A 21,700-nucleotide genomic window follows, 5' to 3' on the forward strand; every position below is an offset into this window, starting at 1 on the left:
ATGTAGCTAAATCATTGAACAAAGGGGGGGAAGATGGTCGTTGACTAAGGTACTTTCCTCCATCAGTAGATGAATTTGACTCAACGAGTGGTGAAAATAGATACATTACATAAAAACCTACGAATTTTTTGAATACTACTGATGGATATGGATAGTTACAATTTTGTTTAGCACAGACAGAATTATGTATACCCATGATATTTGAATAAAGTACAATGTTATTGTCAGCAGGAAAGCCATTTTTACTAATACTAAGCTTTATTTATTGCTGTTAACATCATCCAAAGACAGTCCACTTTTCGCAGCTTTCTTAATTGTACCTTGATCCCCTATCTTTTTTTGTTAGCTGTAAATGGCGGATAGACTTTAAAATATGAATTGAGGAAGCCATTATTTTATTATGCTTTAAAATATTCTGATCTAAATATTCTAAAAACTATCCAAAAAGGGTAACAAAATTTTTCCGATCTGGATATAAGGTCAAATGATAAATCTTTTAAAACACCATTAAACTTTTAAAAAAAATGAAAAAGCGAAATTTAATTTCAGAAAAATTATTGTCACTATTTTGGGTAATCTGTATGATTGCCTTTACGTCATCATGTGATTCGTTTAAAGGAGATCAAGGGATTCCGGGAGAAGTAGGGCAGACCGGTCCTCAAGGTCCAATAGGTATCCAAGGTCCTCAGGGGATACCCGGGCTGCAGGGTGAAACAGGTGCTGCTGGCCCCATTGGACTTACAGGTACGGCTGGTCCTGCCGGCCCGGTTGGCCCTGTCGGCCCCATAGGCCCCGCTGGTCCTGCCGGCCCCGCTGGCCCTGTTGGTCCCGCTGGCCCTGCCGGTCCTGTTGGCCCTGCTGGTCCTGCTGGCCCTGCCGGTCCAACCGGTAACGGCAATGTTACCTTATTAATATATGATCAAGTCGATTTTAGATCAGTTTTAAACAGGAGCCTCACAATCCCACTTTTGCCAGGAGAAGTTCGAGAACGAGTTTTGCTGTTGCCATTTTTGATTTCAACAGTGTTTTCTTATCAGGTTCCTGGTCCGGGTGTAGGTAATGCATCTGAATATAGAAGCTTCATATCTGTAACAGGCCCATTTACATTAGGTATAAATAAGATTACTGGTCCCGGGGAATTATATAATAGCATCCGTGTATTTAAAATTGTGGCCAATTCCACCGTAAATGGAAGAATACAATTGCCTGACATTGATCTCGAGGATTATAATGCAGTGGCAGAATATTATGGATTTAAAGATTAATTATAGGCACCGAAAGGGATTTATTTCATCAGTTTTAGTTAAACCGCCAAGATTTTTGGCGGTTTTTTTTGTTTTATTAAAACATAAAATTGAAATATATGATTATCCGCATTTCTACCACCCCCCCTTCAATATCAATAAATTCCGGTGGTCGAGCCTGCCGAGACCATTCTGTAAGTAATCCTATACTGGTAAGAAGGCGGATATACATATTGAAATATTTTTGATAGCAGAGGTAACATCTTCATAAAAAAGTGGATATAGGAAAAAAGTATGAAATTTTAACCAATCAACATAAGATTATGAAAACTATAGGAAGATTTACCATCATTTCATTTCTATTGCTTGCTTCAAGTTGTGCCACCGTATTTACAGGAAGCAAACAAACTGTTCAAATAAACTCTAACATCCAAGGTGCAAGGATCCAAGTAAACGGAGAGGACATGGGAGTAACACCCGCAGCAATAAAACTGAAAAAAGGTAAAGATGGGCAGGTGATTTCATTGGTTAACTATGGATATGAGACCAAAATATTTCAGCCTGAGACCAAAATGAATTTGATATCGATCGCCAATCTAATCAATATTTTTGGCTGGGGCATAGATGCAGTGACAGGTGCACTTTGGAAATACGACAAAAAACCATATTTGATAGAAATGGAGCCAAAAGAATTGGTTGAAAAAAAGTAGCTATTGAAATAAATGATTAATCAAAGAAAAAAGATCCTTTTGAAGAAAATTTTTGATTCCAAATTAGACGCAGAAATACAACGGTAAACGTGATAAAAGGAGTACCAAAATTGTCTTGTGATTCTAAATTTGGAGGGTAATGTTTTCTTGGGTTATTTTTTGAGCAGTGGTAAGATAGGAACCGCTATACTTTTTGGAGGCTTTTCCATTTTAGTAGGAGGATAAAAATCAATTCTTGTTCAATTTAAAAGTGAGACCAATTGGGTAACAATTCCTTAACTAGTATTCATAAATTCTTGAATTGTTGACCAATTCAATTAAAATGGATCCCTAATTATCTTAAATGATAGGGGTAACAATTTGGAAGATCCTTTGATATAAACTTATAAAATTATTTAAGATGAAAGGACAATACTTAACCCTACCGCTGAGACTGGGGGATTTGACAACAAAAGGTGAACATCCGGTTTGCAACCTCAAACAATCAGTAGCGCAGCATCTTCATTTGATCATTACTACTTCTTATGGAGAAATGGTAACAGATGAGGAGTTTGGTTGTGGTATTTGGGAACATGATTTTGACAATCTCACCAGTTCCCATAAAATCAAAGAGCTCATCAGGGATTCGTTACAGGAATCTGTGGAAAGGTATGAATCTAGACTTCACCAGGTAAAAATTGACCTTTTGATCAGTCAGGATGAATTTAGTGTAAAAGGCAGCGGTTCTAGGGTCAAAAAGAAAGTTACTATTAAAATCACAGGAATACTGATAGCTACCAATGAAAGCTTTGTCTATGAAGACAGTTTCTTGATGGGGCCGTATGATTACCAAAATGCCTAAAATAGTATGCAAGAAACCAAACAACATATCAAATCAAGAATGCTGAAAGATGCATCAAGATTATGGGGTTATTCTGATACCCAGATGGAAAATAGTTTTGATCCTTTGGTAGCATTACTATTTGAAGGTTGTGCAGCAGAATTGGAAAAATTATCCTCAGATATATATGCTTCACGGGCGAGGGTTATGGAGCGCCTGGTCCAGGTACTTTGTCCGGAAACATTAACAGGGGCACTGCCGGCACATGGATTGATGTCGGCAGAACCCATAGAGGATATAAGTTTTGTGGATGAATCTATGCAATTTTTCACCCAGATTAAGGAAAATAAAAGTGCAGAACTGAAATCACGTCAAACTTTGGATGTGTTTTTTTCTCCCATTTGTAACTTTCAACTAAAAAAATTAGATATCAAATATCTTGTTGCAGGAAACAAATTTTATAAATTAAAAGGTTCTCATAAAGAGTTGCTTGGTCAATCTAAAGGTTCTTTTGGTTCAACTGTATGGCTCGGTATTAGTGGGGCAAATCTCAATCTTGATGGTTTGAGAATTTATTTTGACACTGTCTTATCAGAAGATAAAAGTTTCTTTTCTAACCTTTTGAATAAAACCCGATGGTTTTATAATGGAACCTTTCTTGAAACCCAAATTGGATTGGAACTTTCAGAAAACAGAAATATAGAATCGATACTGAAGTTTCGTCAAAGCAAAAGCTCAAACATATTACATCAGGTCATAAAAAATGTAGACTCATTTTACAGTCGCAATTTTATAACGGTCAATGACAAAAAAGGAATTACCCAAGATTTACAGCATGCTGGAGTCTTGGAAAGACTTTTAAAACAATTTGATAGCAGTATTGCTGAAACATTTATCAATTCAGATGTGAGATGGATTGAAATTCAATTTCCAGAGCATTTTGCTGGATTTAATTTTGAGAACCTGATTTGTCGGACAAATTGTTTCCCGGTTATAAATAGACAGATTCATAACATCAATTATGCTGTGAAGGAATTAGTCAATATTATTCCCCTAAATAGTGAAGATAGCTTTTTGGATTTAGAAAAAATTCAATTAAAAGATGGGGACACTGATTCGGCTGATTTGCTTTTTCCAAATGAGAATAAGTTACCCATAGTATTGCAAAGAAACGGATCAATTGGAAGATTTGATGAAAGAGATGCCAAAGGGTTATTGGATAACTTGATTGACGTTTTAAGGCAAGAAAGTGCCTCATTTTCAAAGTTTAATAATGACTTTATTTATTCAGAAGTAAAAAAATTGCAACAGATTTTTAATAAAATAGAATTCGTATTGAATGAGAAATATGATTCAAAATTCTCTTCACCTTTTTTGTTGGTAAACCAGCATGAATCTTATCAGGATAGAAATATTTGGATAACATACAGTAGTACACTTGGATCAAAAGCAAACTACATAAAACCTGGTACAATTCTTCATGCATATAATAGCCATTCTTTTGTCTGTCAGAATAATGAATTGGTGACAATTTGTATAGGGGGAAGGGAAAAGTTGAATGTAAATCAATCGATTCTAGCTTTTAGAAGTGCATTGTTATCTCAAAATCGAATCCATTCTGAGGCAGATATTAAAGCATTTGTCATGAGTGAGTTGGGTGAAATTGTAAATAAAGTGGATATAAAAAAAGTAATGAAGATAAATCCTGATCCCAATATTTCTTTCGAAAAAGTCATTGAGATCCAAATTGGATTAATTGAAGGTGCTTTGGAAGGAATTAATGGAGAGCAAACCATAGAATATTGGGAAAAGAATTTAGCAATACAACTGGCTACTAAAACCTTGACTTGGTTTCCCATTAAAGTCTTGTTACTACGTAATAAAAATTAAATAAAATCAGGATGGAAACTAAAGATAAATTGTTTCAACTCATCCAAGGAATAAAAAATTCCGAATTGGATATTAAAGCAGAGGCTTATCTGGCGATTGCTGGAAATGAATGTTTGATTAACGACCAATTCGTGGTATCAAACTCAGGAGCTTTTAAAAGGACATTTCAAAAGGATATCCTTGAAATTTCTCTTGAAGAAGATAAAACACATAAAGAATACATCAATATAAAATTAAATAGGGAGGGGATCTATGATTTACTTCCGGAGGGGATTTTCCACCATTCTACTGATCTAAAGAGGGGTGTAATTGGAACTCATGAGATGGCGTTGCAGGTAAGAAAAAATAAAAAAATAGAGGCAGAATGTAGAAAGTTTTTTGCACCTCTGGAGAATTCCATTTTTGCTCAAAAACTAAATATTGAATCTGAGGAATATTCTTTAATCAAAGGGCTGGATTTCGGAGAAATGGATTTTGATTTAATGGGATTTTATGGGCTTCCATTGGATCTTCCCAAAGAGTTTATCCAAGGATTCTTAAGAATCATGCCACATAAACATTTGGTTTCAGGGGATTACAAATTGGCGGAAAATGTCCTATCAATGATAATAAAACATCCTGTTGAATTTAGATTTATTCAAGATTCAAATATTCCAAACATTAAATATGAAAGGAATATAAACTTTGGAGATTTTGGAAAATTGGGTACAGAAACGATTTTGGGAGATTGGATTCAATCAAGTGATCAAAAAATTGAGGTAAAGGTAGGACCAATTGGGAAGAATGACATTCAGGATTATTTTGAGGGAGGCATAAAAAAGAGGGTTTTGGATATTTTTTATGGATTTTTCATGCCCATGGATGTCGAAATGGAAACTAAATTAAGAGTAAAAGAAAATTGCATGAATATGGTTTTAGAAACTGATGGAGGTCCTATATTAGGATATACCAGTGCTTTTACCAACTAGGTAAAAATTGTTCTAAATAATAATATTTTATAATTTAAATTAATTAATAAGGATGACATGGAAAAGATGGTAATAGATGAAGTGACTAAGACCATACTGATTTTAGGTATGGGAGTATTAGGAGCATTTTTGGTTTTTTTAAAGTTCGTATCGAAGATTTTTGGTGGATTTAAGCCATTTATGAAAGCTACATTGATTTATTTATTGATAGGTTTTTTGTTATGTTCTATCATTGCAGGTTTGGCTTATTGGAGCCATTTAAAAGACCAACAGGTATTTTTAGTAACCTTTCAATTTTACTTTTTATTACTCGGCATTGCACATGTCAATTGGATGGATACATTTTTAAAATGGGCAGGGAAGGAAAAATCACTTCCATTGGAATTGATTTTTTCTATACTTATCGCTTTAGCAGGCAGTATTGGATTTGTATTAGTCCTTAGGGTCTTTGGAGATAATGGACTTGAGATCCATATGGCAGGAAGTATAATTTGGTTTATTGTGCCATGGTTTGTCAATAGGAGTTTTTACAATGCTCTTGAAATACCTGATAAGATATTCAAGCTATGGTATTATCATGTGGGTAAAGATATTGAGGAACCAGATGAAAGTAAATTAAAAAACTTGGTGTTGGTCAGTTTCCTGATTCAAAAAAAAATGGGGGACAAAATGCAAACCCATTTTAGAGCAAAAGCTCCTTTGGATATGGAATTTGGGGAATTATTTTATTACTTCATCAATGACTACAATGAAAGGAATTCCCAGGAGAAGATTGAATTTTTGGACAAAAGTGGTGAACCATACGGCTGGATTTTTTATAAAAAGCCCGAAATCTACACTATTAAAAAAGATTATTTGGATGCTGAAAAAACCGTTTTCAATAACTTTGTAAAAGAGAATAATATTATTATCTGTAAAAGAATATTAGAGTCTTAAATGAATAACATGGAAAATTCTCAAAAATACCTGCCTGTCAACTGGGTTGATGGAATGAAATTGAACAAGAATCATTTTATCAAGGAAAATCTTGCGCAAATGGATTCTCTCTCAAAATCGGTGGCATCCCAACTACATCCTTATAATTATGGAATATTACCCAATTGGGGTAAGAATCAGGATATAAAGATAACCATTACAACAGATAATCAGAATGAAGCAAAAGTTAGAATTTCTTCTTTTAATGCAATCACGAGGGGTGGTTATCTGATTGAATTGGATTATGAAACAATAATCGGTGGTTATCTCTCTCTAGTTCTTCCGAAGATTGAAAGAAAAGCGGAGTCAAATTTTTGGCTTATACTTAGAGTCAATCCATTTGAAAGGACTGGATTTGGGAATACTGATATTGAAGAATTACCCCCGAGATTACCTTCTAGTTTGCCCACTTATTCGCTTCATTTATTGCCTCAGTCAGAGGGAAAACCATGGGTAGTGGGAAATGCAGACCTTCCTATAGGAAGGTTACAATACCTTGATGGAAACTATTCTATTGATGACAATTATATTCCTCCTTGTTCAGCAGTAAGCAGTCATTCAAGTTTGTTGGAATTACACGCAGATATGGAAAAGCTCCTAGGAAAGTTGGAAATAGCATCCATTCAAATACTTAGGAAAATAATTCTTAAAAAGCAACAGAACGATATGGCTTTTATAGTGCAAAAAGTTTGCGAACAGCTGTCTAGTTTCACAGCCATACATGCGGGTTCATTTGGAATATCTAAACTATTCCAACCTCCTGTTTTTTTGATTGAAAGCTTTATTGCTTTATCCAGGCTTATCAAAAACAACTTGGATATATTCGAGGGATGTGGGAAAGAAGAACTTTTGAATTATTTGAATGAATCTTGTGATGTTAGAAAAGGAGAACTTGAAGCCCAATTATCTTTAATTTCCAATTTAAATTACAATCATCAGGATATTTCCTTTAGTGTTGAAAAAATCACTTTCTTTTCTAAGTATATAGACAAATTGTTCGCCAATATGTTGAAACTTGAATATATAGGTAAAAGGAAAGATGCAGGGATATTTGTCAAGGAACATCAACATTCGAAAGAACCTTCTTCTCCTACCGGAGACTACCAATCAGCGGAAGAGGAACCAATCGCTCGGAAAAGAAAGAGTTTTTTTGTTGAATAATCATTTATATACTTAATCATAGAAATCATGAAAAATATTCTTAATTCAAAAGAGAGGAATAATGCCTTTGTAATTTATTTATTGTCCTTTGTAATTACAGTTGCAATCATTGTAACTGCAGTTTATTTCAACTCCTTAATTCCAAATGCTGAAAATGCACACCTGAGAGAAAGGATTGGAGATTATGAAAATCAGGTATTTATCCAGCAAAAATTTGTTGAAGCGATGGTTGAATCAAAAGCTTTAAATGATTCTTTGCAGATATTGGGACACGTACATCCACTTATCGAGAGGAATCTTACGGAAAATCTAAGAAATATGGATTTACAAGAAGGAGGAGAATTGTATGGGGTTATAAATAAGGACATATTCAATTTTATGTATGATTATACCGTACTAAATAAAAAGCTAATCAATTTGCACGAAGAGCTGCAGGATATAGAAAGCTTAAAAGATGAACTTTCCAGAGCCAAACAAGAATTGGAAGAAGCAAACCGAAGTCTTGATGCATATAGAAATAGTTCTAATCTTGGTCCAAAATAAAATTTTGTTTTTTAAATAGTAATTCTTGCACTTATCCTTTAAATTCAACAATATTTTTCATAATTTAGGTCCAAGAGTAAATTGTTTTTGGCTTTTAATACTTTGGGGATTATTTGATTCTCTATGATTTCTGATTTTAGAATATTTTATAATTGTTTAGACAAACCACCTTTGTTATGAAAAATTATTTAGTAATTATATTTCTTATATCCATACTCTTTTTAGGATGTAATCCCTTAAAAAACCAAAAACCACCAGAAATCCCTGATAATGAAAAAAATACGTTCATTCCAGCACACATTAGAAATGAGATAATAATTTGGTATAAAGATTTAGAAGCAAAAAAAGAACATTCAGAAAGAATTGTGGCTAATTTTCAAAAGCTCAATCCTAAAATGACAATAACTAGAGAGAGTTGTTCAAAATGTTTAGACCTGACAGAGAAATTAACGGGAGCAGGCTTGGATGCCTTATTGGAAATGGTTTTGGATGGCCATGGTGATCTTATACGAAGCAGTGACAGAAAGACATCAGGTGCAACAGGTGATACAAGTGTTGTGGTAAGCTTAAATTTTTTAACCTCAGTATTCGATTCCGATTCTAGTTCCATGCATAAAATTTCTGGAATAGATGTGAAACATTTTTCAGGAAAGGAAGTGCCTGTTGCAGTAGTGGACTCCGGGATAGATCAGGAAAATTTTCCACTTCAATTTCTTTTTACTGATTTTGGAATGGATGAATGCTACCCGAATGGAAAGTACGGTTATGGGTTTGTTGATCCATCTGGAGATATCACAGATAGCACAACTAGTAAGCACGGCACTTTAGTTAATTACTACATTTTAGAGCAATTTTTAAAAGAAAAAGTAAATATACCTAGGCTGTTGAATGTCAAAGCATTGAATAGAAATAATAGTGGAAGTGTTTTCGGTCTATTATGTAGCTTGTATTATGCGAAAGAAAAAGGCGCAAAAATCATTAACACTAGTATGGGTTTTTATGATAATGACAAATATTTTGATATGACTGATGGAAAAAACCCTATATTATTCATGATGTATAAAGAGCATCTTCTTCCAAATGGTATAATTTTGGTAACAGCTTCAGGAAATAAGGATGTCAGTCAGGTGCCATCAGAATTAGTAAGTCAACGGGACTTGACACAAAATCGATTTTATCCCGCTGTTCTAAGCGAGACAGATAATGGAATGCCAAATAGCATAATAACTGCGACAACCGTTAACCGTAGTTCTAACGAGCCAAGCCAAAGACAAAATTACTCTTCTCGACATGTAGATGTAGGAGTAGTGGCAGATAAGGAAGTAGGAGAATGGTACAGTTTTTATTTGCCTTTCACACAGATTGGAGACCAAAATCGACCATCGGTTTCTGGTTCTTCTTTTGCCAATGCCATTTTGACAGGTAAAATTTCTGCTAAATTTAATCCCAGCAATTATTTAATAGTTGCGAAATCTCCTAAATCAGAATGGTTGGACGCAATACTAAATCCGGATATTCAATCAAACAGCACTGATTTAATTCCATATATCCACAAAGGAAAAAATTTTCGAAGAATTGATGAATAGATTTGGAAGGTTTACTGTATTTTCATTTTTTTTTATATCAGCATTTTGGTTGCCATATTTTACTCTTTTTGCCATTCAAAAAAGGAGTTCGGATCCTTTGGAATGGTTAGATCGATTAAATGAAATCCGTTCACAGCAAATTTCCATAGATAATAAAATAGTCGATTTACATCAGCTTGTAAAAAGCTATCTGAAACATGGTTACGGAAAAGACAGTATCTATGCCCGCATGGTTCACCGGCTTGGGGATTTCTACAGGATAAAGAAGGATAATGATAAAGCCATCCAATTTTTTCAAGAAGCGATCAAGATCAATTCTAGTGATCAGAAAAACGCCGAATATAAATACCTATGTGAAACCTATTGTAATTTAGGGTTGACTTATTTAGACATTGACTTTGAAATAGCGGAAGATTATTTTGAAAAAAGTCTCCAGATATTTAGAAAGTATCCTGAGGAGAAAAGTTTTGTTGCAGTTATAATTCAAGATAACAGAGCGTCTCATTATTTTGGGTTAGGAGATTATCAAAATGCGATCAATATAATTGATTATGCTATAGTTACCATCCCTAATATAGGTAATACAATGGATGAGAATATGCTTCTCTTACAAAAAGCCTATTCGCTACTTCAAATCAATGAATTAGATCAATCTGAAAAGATATTTGAAAAAATTATAAAGGATTACGATACTGAAGGAGTAGATCTGGATAGTAAGGCTACTGCATTTTCACTTTATTCCCAATTCTTGGAAAATTCAGGTAGAATTTCTGAAGCACTTACCTACTTGGAAAAATGCCTTACCATCCGAAAGGCTTTAGGCTTTAAAGATGCTGTAGCCAATACGCTTTATAAAATGGGTTCTTTACTTTCAGAAACAAATTCAAAAGCTTCATTAGTTTATTTTCAGGAAGCATTGAGTTTCATTTCGGAAAATGACACTGAAAAATATAGGTCAATAGTTAACAATGGGATAGGTGTGACTTATCAAAATATGAACTCTCATCTAGAGGCCTTGAAGTATTTTCAATTGGGTATAATTAATCTTGGGATCGGGTTTAAAAACCAAAACATTTTTTCAAACCCGACAGTTTCGGATTTAAAATTCTGTTCTAATGACCAAATAGGGGTTATCTTATTAAAAAATAAAGGCGAGAGCCTTACTGAGCTTTTTAAAAAAGATCCAAATGAAAATATTTACCTTGACGCATCCATCAAGACACATTTTTTGGCGGATGAATTGGTGAACCAAATGAGGTGGAACCAAAAAACCCAAGTTTCAAAAGAATTTTGGAGAGGTAAAACAAAAAGCCTTTATGAAAAAGCTCTTGAAACATCCTTTTTGGCAAAGAATACTGAACATGCCTTTTATTTTCTAGAAAAAAGTCGGGCAGTTTTGTTGAATGATAGACTTAAGGAACTAGGTGCAACCCAACTTTTATCGGAAATAGATGCCAAAAAAGAGAATTCTTTAAGGATATCAATTGAGAATTTTCAAAGGGAAATAGGAAGTAATTTTTTTGATAAATTACAAAATCAAATCTTAATCAAAGATTTTCATGATGAAAAGCAAGAATACGAGAAGTTTGTTAAAAGTCTTGAGGTCAAATATCCTGCATACTATCAATACAAGTATGACACCATGGTTCTATCAATTGAAGATGTGAGGAATAAAATAATTTCAGAAGATCAGGTTTATGTGAGTTATTTTATTGGAAGTGATAATATGTTTATCCTTAAAATAGGAAAGGAAGATACTTATTTCGATATGATACCAATTGGAAAAATTCCGGAAAAAATTGACAAGTTAAACCAAATGGTTGTTGATAAAGTGAAGCTAAACAACAACTATTCACAATTCTTGGATCTTTCCCATGAAGTTTATAAAGATTTAGTTTATCCCTTGGGTTTGAACAATGAAAGGATTATTGTTTCTATGGAAGATAAGCTTCTCCCATTTGAAATTTTAATCACAAATCCTGGAAATCCCAGTTCATTTTTAATCAAAAATCATTCTTTAAGTTTCACTTATTCTGCTAAGTTTTTGACTAAAAGTAGAGAAAACATTAAAAATGATAAATTGCATTGGCTTGGAATAGCTCCAGTTAATTATTCCTCAACAGTACAAAAAGGAGTGCTCCATGGATCTGATGTTTCATTAAAGAAATTGGCAGGTTTTTTTCCAAAACCTAAAATCCTTATTGATCAAAATGCATCCAAAAGTAATTTTTTAAAAGAATTTTACAAGTACTCAGTTGTCCAAGTTTATTCTCATGCGGAAGCGGATGGTTTAGAGGTGGAACCTCGAATTTATATGTATGATGACAATATAAAACTATCAGAGATTCCTTTTTTAAAGGACTTGCAGACAGAACTGATTATATTGACTGCATGCAATACAGGTGTGGGTAAATCGATTAAAGGGGAAGGTGTGATGAGTTTGGCTAGAGGTTTTGCCTCTATTGGAATTCCCTCAAGTATTACTAGTTTATGGGAGGTTGATGATATTGCAACTTACAAAATAACTGAACTTTTTTACAAATATTTAAATGAAGGCTATTTTTCCGATATAGCACTTCAAAAAGCAAAGTTAGATTATTTAAACTTATATGATAAAGAAAATATGATTCCATATTATTGGGGTGGGATGGTTCTTATCGGCAGTGCCTATCAATTTGAAATTGAAGAAAACCACTTTCCATATCACCTCGTTTGGATTGGTTTATCTTTAATCCTTTTTTCATTAATTGGATTTTTTTGGAAAAAAAAGAGAAGCATGTATCCTCAATAAAAAAAATAAAGGATGGTTAAAAACTATACATTTTTTTCTTACCTAATTAACTCCTTCCAAATTTTAACTACCTGCCGAATTATTATTTTTCATCTTTGAACCACTTTTTAGTAAAAATGAAGTTTCCAAGATCGCCATCAACCGCTCTAACCACTCCAGGTATGAAAGTGACTTAATTTCTTCAATCCTTCTTGCTTCTTTCTCTTCGGGATTGGAGTAATTGAGCTTGCCGGATTCTTGATTTTTCATTTTGAAAACATTAGAGACCAAATCTCTTTATTCTAAGCTAAGGAATAGTGGCTTTTTTTCCAAGAAAAGGTAAATCCCTGAATAGAAATGGATGGAGCCTGTTTTAGAAATTCTCCTTGATATACAACATGACCTTTTCCATCTCTCTCCTTACTTCCGGGGCTTTGTTGAGGTAGTTGTTATTCATAAAGGCAAATGCATAAACCTTTCCCGAGTCAACTTTGATATAGCCCACAAGGCCATGGTTGTTGGCCACGGTACCTGTTTTTGCAAAGATGTAAGGAGTTCGTGCTTTGTAATTGTTTTTCAGTGTGCCGCTGATGCCACCCTGTGGGAGGAGTTGCATGACCTGATTCCGGGGTATCTCTTTTTCTATTTTGACCAAAAGGGAAACCATCGACCTAGGCGTAATCAGGTTATGCCGGGAAAGTCCCGAACCATCTACCCATTTTGGCCGGTCAGCAAGATCCGACAAATAAGTTTTTAGAATATATTCAATAATTCTTTCCGAATTGAGTTCCAAAAACTGTTTGTCAGACATCATCAAGAGGAGCTGTTCGGCAATGAAATTGTCACTTTCCTGAAGCATTTCTATCCAAAGTGGCTGAAGTGCTCCTCCATAAAAAACCTTATGTTTTGCTGGTATACTTTCACCTACAACCGAGATGCTTTTTTTCAATTCTTCCCCAGCTAAAAATGCAAATGTCTCAGCCGAAGTGATAAAAGGGATTTCAGACTTGGTTTCTGTATAAGTGTCGGGATTGAAATAAAAGGCATTGGCATGCAATTGCCTTTCTACGCCTTTGTTTGTTTTGTCCGGGTTGATAGAGACTTTCCCAAAATAGGGGATATTGGCTTTGGGAACCCTCTTTTGGTTGGTGAAGGTGACAAAATTCCCATAGATGGGAAATGGGGATTTCTCGGTAGAATAGGAATAATAATAATCGTCCCACTGCCAACCGTAGCCAAAAGCTTCGTCTTTCCAGTTTTTGTCAGAGAATTGGATGGTTTCATATTTTTGAAGAAATCCATCGATATCAGGTTGTGGGAGTTTACTGTATTTCCATCCGGGATAGCCTGTTCCCCAAATTGAAATTTGCTTTCCGTTTTCTACATAGCGAAATGCAGGTAGGCTGTCAGTCAGCATCATGATGCTTCCATAGAAAGTCAGGAGTTTCGTGGTGGAAGCAGGGATGAAATTCATGTGGCTGTTTTTTTCAAAAATGACCCTTTGGCTGTCCGGTTCGAAAAGAATGAATCCTGTCAGGTGGTTGCCAAAAAATGATTTCTCATTGAGAAGACTATCCAAGCCTTCATATTTAGCCCTGAAATCAGCTTCCTGTCCCCAAAGAGGGGAAAGGAAGAATAATGCGAGGAATAAGGGGAGGATGGTTTTTTTAATATCCATTGAAATCAGATTCCTTGTTTTTTTCCTGCCCAAAACAAAAACAACCAACCCACAATAAATGCAACTCCGCCCAAAGGCGTAATGGCGCCAAGCCAAGTGATTCCGGTCAGTGAAAGGACATACAGCGAACCTGAAAAAATAAGGATTCCTATCAGAAAGGACCACATGGCTTTCACTAATATTTTTCTTTCGGGCTGAAAATGATACCAAACAGCTACTACCAACATGGCCAAGGCGTGGTAAAAATGATATTTGACGGCCGTTTCAAAGGTGTCCGACCTTCCATTGGATTCCAAAATCGGCTCCAAACCATGTGCCCCAAATGCCCCAATGCCAACAGCGGTGGCGCCAACTATAGCAGCTATCTGAATAAAATTAGCTTTCATATTATTTGTATTCTCTTTCGCCAAAAATGGCAGTTCCGATCCTGACCATTGTACTCCCTTCTTCCTGCGCAATGATATAATCCCCACTCATTCCCATAGAAATCTCTCCCAGGTCAAAGTTTGACGGAAGTTTTTTGGTTTTTAATTTGTCGAATATTGACTTCAAATTTCTGAATTCCTGCCTTACGACATCCTCCTTGTCGGTAAAAGTTGCCATGCCCATCAAACCCACAATCTTCACGTGGGAAAGAGATTTTATAGCCTCACTTTGGACAAGTTCCTCCAATTCTTTTTCGTCGAGACCAAATTTACTTTCTTCTTTGGCGATGTACACCTGTAGTAAACAATTGATAACCCTGCCTGCTTTTTCGGCTTGTTTGTTGATTTCTGTGAGGAGCTTCAGAGAATCCACGCCATGGATCAGATAAATGAAGGGTGCGATATACTTTACTTTGTTGGTCTGTAAGTGTCCGATAAAATGCCAACGTATATCCTTTGGAAGCGCAGCCTGTTTTTCCTCCAATTCCTGTACTTTGTTTTCGCCAAAATCCCTGAGACCTAGGTCGTAGGCCTGCCGGATGAACTCTGCCGGATGGGTCTTACTGACAGCCACCAATAGACAGCGAGGATTTACAAATGTATTTTTTAATGATAGGAGGTTTTCTTTGATACCCATTCTGTAAATTTGGCAAAATCAATGCAAACAAAGATATGGCGATATTGGGTACATTGCTAAAAAAAGGTATCAGATTAAGGGATTCTTTGGTTCAGGAATACAGTTCTCCATTGGACCTTCAAAAAGAGGAACTCAAAAAACTACTGATCAAAGCAAAGGATACTGAATTTGCCAAAAAATATCAATTTGATTTGATTTTGAAGAAATTCAAGCAGGGAGAAAGTGATTTTTACACGGCTTTTTCAAGTCAAATCCCAATTTATAATTACGATTCGATCTACAATGAATGGTGGTATAGGCTCAAGGGTGGAGAAGAAGACATCACTTGGCCGGGAGCAATCCGGCATTTTGCCTTGACTTCCGGGACCTCAGGTGCTGCTTCCAAGTATATTCCCATTACCAAGGATATGGTCAAAGCCATCCGAAAAACCGGAGTCCGTCAGATTTTGACCTTATCCAAATATGACCTTCCTGATAAATTATTTACCAAAGGGATTTTGATGCTTGGGGGAAGTACGGACCTGGAATTTAATGGGACGTATTTTTCGGGGGACTTAAGCGGAATCACCACCGGAAGATTACCGATATGGTTTCAGCGGTTCTATAAGCCGGGAAAAAAAATCTCCAAAAACAAAAACTGGGGAGAAAAGCTTGATCAAATTGTAGAGAAAGCCCCGGATTGGGATATTGGCATCATCGTCGGTGTTCCGGCATGGCTTCAGATTTTGTTGGAAAAAATCATTGAGCGGTATAACCTCAAAACCATCCATGACATATGGCCAAACCTTCAGATTTTTGTCCATGGTGGGGTTTCCTTTGAGCCTTACAAGCAGGGTTTTGAACGTTTACTTGAAAAGCCCCTGATTTACATGGAAACCTACCTCGCATCGGAGGGATTTTTGGCATTTCAGGCGATTCCGGACAGCAGGTCTATGCGCCTTGTTCTGAACAATGGGATTTTTCATGAATTCATCCCTTTCAATGAAGAGAACTTTGACAGTGAGGGCGAAATTCTTCCTTCTGCCAAATCTCTTAAGATCGATGAAGTAGAAGAAGAAACAGATTATGCCCTGCTGATCAGTACCTGTGCCGGGGCATGGCGGTACCTGATCGGGGACGTTATCCGGTTTTCTTCCAAAGAAGAAAGCGAGATTTATATCACAGGTAGGACCAAGCATTTTTTGAGCCTTTGTGGCGAGCACCTTTCTATGGACAATATGAACAAAGCCGTGGAATTGGTTTCTGAAGAAATGAACCTCAATATCAGGGAATTTACCGTTCTCGGTTTGCCTCACGGATCCTTGTTTATGCACCATTGGTTTGTCGGTTCTGATGACGAAGTAGATCAGGCCGCACTGCTAAGGCAGATTGATGAGAAACTGAAGCAACTCAATGACGACTATGTCGTGGAGCGGAAGCATGCCCTGAAAGAAGTGAAGCTGACGGTGCTGTCGCCTTCCGTTTTTTACGATTGGCTCAGATCCAAAGGAAAAGAAGGAGGACAGAACAAATTTCCAAGAGTATTGAAAGGGGAGAAGGCGGAGCAGTGGCTCGGATTCTTAAAAGAAAACGGCATAAAAATATGAATCAGGCGCTTTGGGAAGGAATAAGTATGGGGCTGGTACTGTCGGCGATGATCGGACCGGTATTTTTCGCATTGATCCAAAACAGCCTTGAACATGGATTTCGGTATGCTGCGGTTTTGGCCTTGGGGATTTTGCTTTCCGACCTCATCTATGTCTTAATCACGTACTTCAGTGTTTCACTTTTTGCCCGGAATCCTTATTTTGAGATCATCCTTGGGTACATTGGTGGGATTGTATTGATTGGTTTTGGGATTTCTACCATTCTCAAAAAAAACAGGAACAGACCTAATTCCGGTGGGATACCTTTGCCCAAAACCAAAAAAAGAACCGGGTTTATGAAGGGATTTGGGATCAACGGGGTCAACCCATTTGTATTGCTTTTTTGGATCTCCATCGCGGGATTGGTCAACCTCAAACAGGAGTACCAAAGGATAGACATTTGGCTGTATTATACAGGGATCCTGCTGACAGTATTCTGCATTGACCTGCTCAAGGCATTTATCGCCAAGCAGCTTTCGGGATTTGTCACCCCTAAGCTGATGGCCAAACTCAATATCGTAGTAGGATTGGTGTTGATTTTCTTTGGAAGTAAATTGGTGAAGTTTGCATTAGACAAACAGGTTTTGATAGGGTAGGAGATTTAGAGTCAATTTTAAGAGGTGTTTTTCCAAGAATCCAAGTTAATCCCTCTTGGTGGAAAATTGTTTGATCCCGTTGGGGTCGTGGGTAATAAAAACCATTTTTTTCCATTGGTTTCACCCATGGCTATTGAGAGATTTGATCCAATTCTGAATCATGTTTTATTGAGGATTGAAATTTTTTTTCCGACCACGTAGTGGTCCAACTTCTCAATACTGTGTCCGCCGTTGCGGAGCCCCCGGAGCAACCAGGGGTAAAAAGGACAAAAGTTAGATGGCAACAACCCTGAAAGGGTTGAACTTTTTACAAAATCATAATTAAAAATTCACTCAATCTACAACAGGTATTTTGGGTCAAACTTGATTTCGTATTCTTCCAAAAATGCTTGATATTCTTCTAAAAATGAAACCTTTTTATGATGTTCCTCTTGGGTCTTAATGTAATTCATTAACCTGTCTTTTGCTTTGATGCTCTCTGAAAATGCGCTGTATCCATCCTGCCATCCATTAAAATTTGGGAAAATACCTTCCCTGTTTATAAAATCGCTTGAGGCGAGTTTGATGTCTTTTATTAGAGCAGCAACAGACAATGTAGGGTGAATATGTGTTAGAATATGAATATGTTCTTCCATTCCATTGACCCTATACAGGTGGCAATTCTTATTGGTAAGTAACTGATGGATATAGGCAAAAAGTCTTTTCTTTTCAGTTTGAAGTAGTACCGGTTTCCGATGTTTGGTGGAAAAAACAATATGAAAAATAATTTGGGTGTAGGTGCTCATAGACGAATTTGGTTTTAAATGTGATGAATAGTTGAATGTAAAAATTTTCAATTAAGTTTTAAAGAATTCGACCCCTTTAGGGTCGTTGAAAAAGAATTAATGCCCTTTTTTCCATGGGTTTCACCCATGGCTATTGAAAGGTTTGACCCCTTTAGGGTCGTTAAGAATTAGCAGGATTTAATACTTCCAAAGGAATTAGCCCATTGCAATGAAAGAATTGACCCATTTGGTGTCATTGTTTTTGGACAACTTTAATAATTCCCGACCATGAAGTGGTCGAACTTTTCAATAGCCCCCGGTGCAACCGGGGGTAAAAAGGACAAAAGTTAGATGGCAACAACCCTGAAAGGGTTGAACCCTTGATGGTAATTCTTAGATTTTTTCTCACTCCACTTCCACATCAAAAGCCCCGTTGACGATTTTTCCATCGATTTTTACCTGCACCCAGATCCTGTAATTGCCGGGTTGGGGAAAGGCATAAGGGAAGCTGACCATACTGTGTTCGATGTGATCGGGATCGGTTGGGTCGAGGTGGACCATATTTCCCATCAGGAGACTGTCACGTTCCTTTTCTGGCATTTGGTGCAAAACTTTGATCACACCATCGATGCTGTCCGGAAAGCTCAGCCCTGACGGCAAATTTTGCATGCCTATTTTGCCTGATTCAAATCTTTCGAGCAACATCTGTTGCGAACCCATGGAATAATTGCCTGTAGGGTGGAGGTGGATGTACACAGACCCGTCGTGTTTCAGGACTACCGCATGACCCATCATGCCGAGATAGGGTTCAAGCTTGGCAGCATTTCCTTCCGGATCAAAAAGCGCAAAATCAAGGTTGTATAGGGTGCCAGTTTCAAAATTTTCTCCATCAGTTTCCCAGACTGCCGAGTATCCTCCCGGCAAATCGGTTTTGATCCCGGGTTTGCCACAGATCATGATATCTCCATCCAAGGAAGTCTTTTTACCCGAAACAGGATTGGAAAAGGTATAAGTGTCGTCCCGTCCCAATATGACATCTGTATTGGATATGAGCTGGAAATTTGAATTTTCAGGAATGGTAAAATCCGAAATGATGGTCTCTGAAAACCCTGTAAACCGGGTAATATCCGCATATACATGGTAATCGCCTGCCGGGATGGGAGGTAGCTTTACCTTGAAATTCAAGGAATCCAACCGCTCAGGGTGAAGGTGCGCAAACACATCCAAATCTCCCTTTCTGATCAAAAACAAATGCATCAGCTTGCCGTGGTCGGGGACTATCAGACTGAGCTTTCGTGAGGTTTTGCCTTGCTTGAGGGTAGCGGTGTCTATTGCGAGGTGAAGGTAATGTTCCCCGGCTGCCGATTCAATTCGCGAATTGGCTTCGATGGGTTTGAAAAGGTAGTCGTTGTATTTTTCAGATTCTGAATCCCACCAGGTTTTTCCTCCCCAAAGCACCAAGAGCATGATGACTGACCCGATGGCAATTCCATATTTTCTTCTTTTGTCCACAGCAGGGTTCCTTTCTTTTCCCGGATCCCGGATGCTGTCACTCATCGCTGAGGAGATGATGGTCACCATCAGGATTACCAAAAATATCCCCAGAATTGTCAGCGGAATGCCCAATTCGGAGGTCATGGAATTCTTGGCTGTGGGCCAAGCCATTACCGGAACGATCGCTTCAAAAGTTTGCCCATTGGCCTGCATCATCACCTGAACACTCGAAGTTCCCGAATTCATAAACCACAATTCGCCCTCATATTTTCCCGGTTCTCCGAGCACCGCCACCATGGGGTCGGCTTTAGGAGTTCCTTTCAGACCCGCAGACCAATAAACAGGACGAACCTCAAGGGTAATATTTTCAGGATTTTCGGGAATGATGATGGTCACCCTCGCGATTCCGGGGACAACTTCAGCCGGTTGGATATTGGCGAGGATGCGGTAAGGTCCGAGAAGACCCTCATAAATGACTCCGGGACTTCCGATATGGCTGCTCGACAAATACCAAAGCAAAATAAGAATAGGCAATACTGATTTTCTTTTCATAATCTATCTCTTCACCTGCTTCATCCAATTGCCCCAAGAAAGCCCGACTCTTGAAGTCAGAATTCCAATACCCAAAGCTATTGCCAGACCTTTGATCAGATCCCAACCATAGGTAGAGAAATTGGGGTTGAACTGATACCTGAATTCGTAGCTTGGATTGGCAAAATAGGGCCAGGAGAACCTCCCAAAGAACCAACCCCTGCCGATTTCAGAAATCAAAACTTCAGAAAAGTACCATTGTACCGGGGTAAAACAGACAACGAAGATCAGGGAAAGCAGGACTGCCAAAAGCCACTTGTTGGAATTTCTCCATTTTTCGATGGCATAGTCAATGGCTATCGCCGGCACAATCAGGAGAATGGGGAAATGAAAAGGCTGGAACCGTGTGATGTAATTGAAGACCGGGCTGAGTTTGGGTTCGGCAGGAAACAAAGGCATAATCCACACCATTGCTGCCATGACAAAGGTATATATCAAAGCCATTTTGGTCGCGGCAAATCGATAAGGGGAAGCAAATGATATGGAAATCAAAAAAAGCGGAAACATCAAAGCGGCGATCTGATACGGCAAAACCCCATGAAGCATATTCAAAAAGAAATACTCAGACACCAAGGTATAGACCATCACCAACAAAAACCCTGCGGACAAGGCGTACATCCATTGCAGGTGGGATTTGGTGCGGGCATCCATTTTTTCTCCCAATTTGTTTTGGGCTGCAATCACTGAAATCATGGCGCCGAATTGGATCATCATCATCCCGAGCCCCAACAAAGCATGGGGTGGAGAGAGGATTTTTACATCAAGACCATAGGTATTGTGCCACCAATCGTCAAAAGGAGCGGAGGTCAACATCGCAAATGCCCCCCACACGCAAAACATCGCTCCCAAGGATCCATGGAAAATCCCCCAAAATCTGATGCTTTGCGACTTTTCTTCTTTGGAACCCCAAAAGCTGGTTTTCAACACTTTGATCCCCGAAAACACCCCCGCGATCACTGCACCCAAATAAATCAGGATGTGGGGCGGAGAAAACAAGCCATCCCGGCCCACACTCATGTGCCATGAAATGTCCCATTGCAATCCCACCGCGATGCACAGGGAAGCAAAAACGGTCGCATAGACATAAGTCGGAATCACGCGGGTGACCGTGGCGGTGTCAAATGCCGCAGACTCCGTCAGGGTGGTGGAGGTGAAATTTTGGTTCATAAAAGTCTGATTTGGTTCTAAATATAGAAGTATTGGTCCCTAGATAGAAATATTCT

Annotated in this window: 19 protein-coding genes; 12 read left to right on the forward strand and 7 right to left on the reverse strand. The window is 37.6% G+C overall.

The features are described 5' to 3' along the window. Window positions 1–524 precede the first annotated feature (524 nt). From MMU05_RS09545 to MMU05_RS09590, 10 genes are all read left to right on the forward strand, one after another. Window positions 525–1,265 carry a collagen-like protein gene (locus MMU05_RS09545; protein WP_241141451.1) on the forward strand — a complete coding sequence of 247 codons (741 nt, stop codon included), beginning with the start codon at window positions 525–527 and terminating at the stop codon, window positions 1,263–1,265. Window positions 1,266–1,567: 302 nt separating this feature from the next. Next, a complete protein-coding gene (locus MMU05_RS09550) occupies window positions 1,568–1,954 on the forward strand; it encodes a PEGA domain-containing protein (protein ID WP_241141452.1) in 387 nt (128 codons plus the stop codon). Window positions 1,955–2,354: 400 nt separating this feature from the next. Further along, window positions 2,355–2,795 carry a GPW/gp25 family protein gene (locus MMU05_RS09555; protein WP_241141453.1) on the forward strand — a complete coding sequence of 147 codons (441 nt, stop codon included), beginning with the start codon at window positions 2,355–2,357 and terminating at the stop codon, window positions 2,793–2,795. A gap of 6 nt (window positions 2,796–2,801) precedes the next feature. Next, a complete protein-coding gene (locus MMU05_RS09560) occupies window positions 2,802–4,664 on the forward strand; it encodes a type VI secretion system baseplate subunit TssF (RefSeq protein WP_241141454.1) in 1,863 nt (620 codons plus the stop codon). An 11-nt stretch (window positions 4,665–4,675) separates the two neighbouring features. After that, window positions 4,676–5,632, forward strand: coding sequence for a type VI secretion system baseplate subunit TssG (locus tag MMU05_RS09565; RefSeq protein ID WP_241141455.1), 957 nt, complete (start codon window positions 4,676–4,678; stop codon window positions 5,630–5,632). Between the two features lie 108 nt (window positions 5,633–5,740). Continuing rightward, window positions 5,741–6,568 carry a TssN family type VI secretion system protein gene (locus MMU05_RS09570; RefSeq protein WP_262917658.1) on the forward strand — a complete coding sequence of 276 codons (828 nt, stop codon included), beginning with the start codon at window positions 5,741–5,743 and terminating at the stop codon, window positions 6,566–6,568. Window positions 6,569–6,577: 9 nt separating this feature from the next. After that, entirely contained in the window at window positions 6,578–7,768 is a 1,191-nt protein-coding gene (locus tag MMU05_RS09575; RefSeq protein ID WP_241141456.1) for a hypothetical protein, read from the forward strand. A gap of 27 nt (window positions 7,769–7,795) precedes the next feature. Continuing rightward, complete coding sequence (gene tssO / locus MMU05_RS09580) at window positions 7,796–8,311, forward strand: type VI secretion system TssO (RefSeq protein WP_241141457.1); 516 nt, start codon at window positions 7,796–7,798, stop codon at window positions 8,309–8,311. Between the two features lie 176 nt (window positions 8,312–8,487). Further along, window positions 8,488–9,897, forward strand: coding sequence for a S8/S53 family peptidase (locus MMU05_RS09585; protein ID WP_241141458.1), 1,410 nt, complete (start codon window positions 8,488–8,490; stop codon window positions 9,895–9,897). Continuing rightward, complete coding sequence (locus tag MMU05_RS09590) at window positions 9,890–12,688, forward strand: CHAT domain-containing protein (RefSeq protein ID WP_241141459.1); 2,799 nt, start codon at window positions 9,890–9,892, stop codon at window positions 12,686–12,688. Before MMU05_RS09585 ends, MMU05_RS09590 begins: the two co-directional genes overlap by 8 nt. A gap of 63 nt (window positions 12,689–12,751) precedes the next feature. On the opposite strand, the gene MMU05_RS09595 is transcribed toward MMU05_RS09590, so the two are convergent. The 4 genes from MMU05_RS09595 to MMU05_RS09610 form a co-directional block, all read right to left on the reverse strand. Continuing rightward, complete coding sequence (locus MMU05_RS09595; RefSeq protein WP_241141460.1) at window positions 12,752–12,937, reverse strand: hypothetical protein; 186 nt, start codon at window positions 12,935–12,937, stop codon at window positions 12,752–12,754. A 103-nt stretch (window positions 12,938–13,040) separates the two neighbouring features. Then, window positions 13,041–14,345 (reverse strand): D-alanyl-D-alanine carboxypeptidase, encoded by a 1,305-nt coding sequence (locus tag MMU05_RS09600; protein ID WP_241141461.1) that lies wholly within the window; start codon window positions 14,343–14,345, stop codon window positions 13,041–13,043. Between the two features lie 5 nt (window positions 14,346–14,350). After that, window positions 14,351–14,731, reverse strand: coding sequence for a DUF423 domain-containing protein (locus MMU05_RS09605; RefSeq protein WP_241141462.1), 381 nt, complete (start codon window positions 14,729–14,731; stop codon window positions 14,351–14,353). A 1-nt stretch (window position 14,732) separates the two neighbouring features. Beyond that, window positions 14,733–15,407 (reverse strand): YggS family pyridoxal phosphate-dependent enzyme, encoded by a 675-nt coding sequence (locus tag MMU05_RS09610; protein WP_241141463.1) that lies wholly within the window; start codon window positions 15,405–15,407, stop codon window positions 14,733–14,735. Between the two features lie 35 nt (window positions 15,408–15,442). On the opposite strand from MMU05_RS09610, the gene MMU05_RS09615 reads away from it, so the two are divergent. Both MMU05_RS09615 and MMU05_RS09620 read left to right on the forward strand, forming a co-directional pair. After that, window positions 15,443–16,993 carry a GH3 family acyl-acid amido synthetase gene (locus MMU05_RS09615; protein WP_241141464.1) on the forward strand — a complete coding sequence of 517 codons (1,551 nt, stop codon included), beginning with the start codon at window positions 15,443–15,445 and terminating at the stop codon, window positions 16,991–16,993. Continuing rightward, window positions 16,990–17,628 carry a LysE family translocator gene (locus MMU05_RS09620; RefSeq protein ID WP_241141465.1) on the forward strand — a complete coding sequence of 213 codons (639 nt, stop codon included), beginning with the start codon at window positions 16,990–16,992 and terminating at the stop codon, window positions 17,626–17,628. The genes MMU05_RS09615 and MMU05_RS09620 overlap by 4 nt, the downstream gene beginning before the upstream one ends. A gap of 338 nt (window positions 17,629–17,966) precedes the next feature. On the opposite strand, the gene tnpA is transcribed toward MMU05_RS09620, so the two are convergent. The 3 genes from tnpA to MMU05_RS09635 form a co-directional block, all read right to left on the reverse strand. Continuing rightward, window positions 17,967–18,413, reverse strand: a complete 447-nt coding sequence (gene tnpA / locus MMU05_RS09625) for an IS200/IS605 family transposase (protein WP_241141466.1) — start codon at window positions 18,411–18,413, stop codon at window positions 17,967–17,969. A 384-nt stretch (window positions 18,414–18,797) separates the two neighbouring features. Beyond that, the gene (locus MMU05_RS09630) at window positions 18,798–20,438 is read right to left on the reverse strand and encodes a hypothetical protein (protein WP_241141467.1); all 1,641 of its coding nucleotides are present in this window, start codon (window positions 20,436–20,438) and stop codon (window positions 18,798–18,800) included. 3 nt (window positions 20,439–20,441) lie between these two features. Then, on the reverse strand, window positions 20,442–21,644 hold the full coding sequence (locus MMU05_RS09635; protein WP_241141468.1) for a hypothetical protein: 1,203 nt from the start codon (window positions 21,642–21,644) through the stop codon (window positions 20,442–20,444). Window positions 21,645–21,700: the final 56 nt, after the last annotated feature.

It is taken from the genome of Cognataquiflexum rubidum, from assembly GCF_022538115.1.
GTDB lineage: Bacteria > Bacteroidota > Bacteroidia > Cytophagales > Cyclobacteriaceae > Cognataquiflexum > Cognataquiflexum rubidum.

What these genes read in the sequence shown, in the direction of transcription:
- MMU05_RS09545 (WP_241141451.1), top strand. Translation starts at nt 525, where the DNA reads ATGAAAAAGCGAAATTTAATTTCAGAAAAATTATTGTCACTATTTTGG.
- MMU05_RS09620 (WP_241141465.1), top strand. Translation starts at nt 16,990, where the DNA reads ATGAATCAGGCGCTTTGGGAAGGAATAAGTATGGGGCTGGTACTGTCG.
- tnpA (WP_241141466.1), bottom strand. Translation starts at nt 18,413, where the DNA reads ATGAGCACCTACACCCAAATTATTTTTCATATTGTTTTTTCCACCAAA.
- MMU05_RS09630 (WP_241141467.1), bottom strand. Translation starts at nt 20,438, where the DNA reads ATGAAAAGAAAATCAGTATTGCCTATTCTTATTTTGCTTTGGTATTTG.
- MMU05_RS09635 (WP_241141468.1), bottom strand. Translation starts at nt 21,644, where the DNA reads ATGAACCAAAATTTCACCTCCACCACCCTGACGGAGTCTGCGGCATTT.
- MMU05_RS09550 (WP_241141452.1), top strand. Translation starts at nt 1,568, where the DNA reads ATGAAAACTATAGGAAGATTTACCATCATTTCATTTCTATTGCTTGCT.
- MMU05_RS09590 (WP_241141459.1), top strand. Translation starts at nt 9,890, where the DNA reads ATGAATAGATTTGGAAGGTTTACTGTATTTTCATTTTTTTTTATATCA.
- MMU05_RS09560 (WP_241141454.1), top strand. Translation starts at nt 2,802, where the DNA reads ATGCAAGAAACCAAACAACATATCAAATCAAGAATGCTGAAAGATGCA.
- MMU05_RS09575 (WP_241141456.1), top strand. Translation starts at nt 6,578, where the DNA reads ATGGAAAATTCTCAAAAATACCTGCCTGTCAACTGGGTTGATGGAATG.
- tssO (WP_241141457.1), top strand. Translation starts at nt 7,796, where the DNA reads ATGAAAAATATTCTTAATTCAAAAGAGAGGAATAATGCCTTTGTAATT.
- MMU05_RS09605 (WP_241141462.1), bottom strand. Translation starts at nt 14,731, where the DNA reads ATGAAAGCTAATTTTATTCAGATAGCTGCTATAGTTGGCGCCACCGCT.
- MMU05_RS09615 (WP_241141464.1), top strand. Translation starts at nt 15,443, where the DNA reads ATGGCGATATTGGGTACATTGCTAAAAAAAGGTATCAGATTAAGGGAT.
- MMU05_RS09585 (WP_241141458.1), top strand. Translation starts at nt 8,488, where the DNA reads ATGAAAAATTATTTAGTAATTATATTTCTTATATCCATACTCTTTTTA.
- MMU05_RS09565 (WP_241141455.1), top strand. Translation starts at nt 4,676, where the DNA reads ATGGAAACTAAAGATAAATTGTTTCAACTCATCCAAGGAATAAAAAAT.
- MMU05_RS09600 (WP_241141461.1), bottom strand. Translation starts at nt 14,345, where the DNA reads ATGGATATTAAAAAAACCATCCTCCCCTTATTCCTCGCATTATTCTTC.
- MMU05_RS09570 (WP_262917658.1), top strand. Translation starts at nt 5,741, where the DNA reads ATGGGAGTATTAGGAGCATTTTTGGTTTTTTTAAAGTTCGTATCGAAG.
- MMU05_RS09555 (WP_241141453.1), top strand. Translation starts at nt 2,355, where the DNA reads ATGAAAGGACAATACTTAACCCTACCGCTGAGACTGGGGGATTTGACA.
- MMU05_RS09595 (WP_241141460.1), bottom strand. Translation starts at nt 12,937, where the DNA reads ATGAAAAATCAAGAATCCGGCAAGCTCAATTACTCCAATCCCGAAGAG.
- MMU05_RS09610 (WP_241141463.1), bottom strand. Translation starts at nt 15,407, where the DNA reads ATGGGTATCAAAGAAAACCTCCTATCATTAAAAAATACATTTGTAAAT.